This window comes from Devosia insulae DS-56, from assembly GCF_000970465.2.
Classification (GTDB): Bacteria; Pseudomonadota; Alphaproteobacteria; order Rhizobiales; family Devosiaceae; genus Devosia_A; species Devosia_A insulae.
On sequence record NZ_LAJE02000144.1, the window covers coordinates 1 to 2,136 of the forward strand.

Below are 2,136 nucleotides of genomic sequence, written 5' to 3' on the forward strand. Positions count from 1 at the left end.
GGTCAGGGGTTGGGGGTCCACGCGCTCCAGCGTCGCCGTCTGCTACACCAGCTGCCGGCCTTTTTCGTCGATCACCGCACCGATATCGTCCTCGAAATCGGGCAGGATCATCTCGTTGTGCGGCTTGCCCGACGGGATCATCGGCAGGCAGTTCTCGTGCTTTTCAACGAGGCAGTCGAACAGCACCGGGCCGTCGTAATCGAGCATCTCCTCTATCGCCGCGTCGAGCAGCGCCGGATCGGAGCAGCGGATGCCCTTGCCGCCATAGGCTTCGGCCAGCTTGACGAAATCGGGCAGGCTCTCCGAGTAGCTGTGCGCATAGCGCCCGCCATGCAGCAGGTCCTGCCACTGCCGGACCATGCCCATCCGCTCGTTGTTGAGGATGAACACCTTGATCGGCAATCCATACTGCACCGCGGTCGACATCTCCTGCATGGTCATCTGCACGCTCGCCTCGCCGGCGATGTCGATGACCAGCGCGTCCGGATGCGCCACCTGCACGCCGACCGCGGCCGGCAGGCCATAGCCCATGGTGCCGAGGCCACCCGAGGTCATCCAGCGGTTCGGCATTTCGAACGGGAAATGCTGCGCCGCCCACATCTGGTGTTGGCCGACTTCGGTGGTGATGTAGACCTCCCGCCCCCTGGTCGCCTGGTAGAGGCGCTGGATGGCGTGCTGCGGCTTGATCGTCGTGGTCGAGTTCTTGAAGCCCAGCGAGTGCTTACTGCGCCAGCCCTCGATCTGCTCCCACCACGGCGCGATCGCCTCGGTGCGCGGCTGGTTGGTTTTGGTGCGCCAGATGCGGACCATCTCTTCCATCACCAGCCCGCTGTCGCCGACGATGGCGAGATCGGTGCGGACGTTCTTGCCGATCGAAGACGGGTCGATATCGACGTGAATGCGGGTCGAGCCCGGCGAGAACGCATCGATGCGCCCGGTGATGCGGTCGTCGAACCGCGCCCCGATATTGATCATCAGGTCGCAGTCATGCATCGCCATGTTGGCTTCGTAGGTGCCGTGCATGCCGAGCATTCCCATCCACTGCGGATTGGAGCCCGGGAAGGCGCCCAGCCCCATCAGCGTCGACGTCACCGGGAAGCCGGTCAGTTCAGCCAGCTCGCGCAGCTTCTCGGAAGCTTCTGGGCCCGAGTTGATGATACCGCCACCGGTATAGAAGATCGGCCGCTCGGCCTTCAGCATCATGTCGACGGCCGCCTCGATGGCCTTGCTGTCGCCCGCCGTAGCCGGGTGATAGCTCTTGTGGCGGCTCGGCCCGATCTCGTCGATGCCGAGATAGGTGCCGAGTGCGAACTGCACGTCCTTCGGGATATCGACCAGCACCGGACCGGGGCGGCCCGAATTGGCGATGTGGAACGCCTCATGCATGACCCGCGACAGGTCGTTGACGTTCTTCACCAGGTAATTGTGCTTGGTGCAGGAGCGGGTGATGCCGACCGTGTCGCATTCCTGGAAGGCGTCCGAGCCGATCAGCGTCGTCGGCACCTGCGCGGTAATGCAGACCAGCGGGACCGAGTCCATCAGCGCGTCGGTGAGGCCGGTGACGGCATTGGTCGCCCCCGGACCCGAGGTCACCAGCACGACGCCGACCTTGCCGGTCGAACGCGCATAGCCCTCGGCCATGTGCGTCGCGCCCTGCTCGTGCCGGACCAGGATGTGCTGCACCTTGTCCTGCTGGAACATCGCATCATAGATCGGCAACGCCGCCCCGCCGGGATAGCCGAAGATGTGCTCCACCCCGTTATCGACCAGGGCCTGGATCACCATCTCCGCGCCTGTCATCTGCTCGGCCATTTTCTCATAACTCCCCCGGGCTCTGCCGGTCTTTCATTCGCAACGCGCCGTCTCCGGCGGAAATTCGGCAACAAAAAAGGCCCCGTTAGGGACCTTCGAACGAGCGCACCGACCCTCGCAGGGATTTACCCCACGTGCTCGATGCGCCCCACTACTACGATAAGCTTCTGCACGGATCGTGCTCCAAGATTAGGTGCGGAGTTATGGGCGGAGGTGGGCGGCGGTGTCAAGGGGCTAGTTACGTCCGAGGCGGACGGACTTCCCGCGGATACGTTGGCGTAATCAGCCCGCTGGCCGTTCGACGCGCGCTCGATCAGCCTGGTG

1 protein-coding gene is annotated in these 2,136 nt (G+C 64.1%); it reads right to left on the minus strand.

What is annotated here, in order from left to right:
- Window positions 1–42 precede the first annotated feature (42 nt).
- Window positions 43–1,812 (minus strand): acetolactate synthase 3 large subunit, encoded by a 1,770-nt coding sequence (locus VW23_RS08405; protein ID WP_069909125.1) that lies wholly within the window; start codon window positions 1,810–1,812, stop codon window positions 43–45.
- Between the last annotated feature and the right edge of the window lie 324 nt (window positions 1,813–2,136).

Excerpts from the sequence above, each read along its gene's own strand:
- VW23_RS08405 (WP_069909125.1), bottom strand. The coding sequence starts at position 1,812 with ATGGCCGAGCAGATGACAGGCGCGGAGATGGTGATCCAGGCCCTGGTC.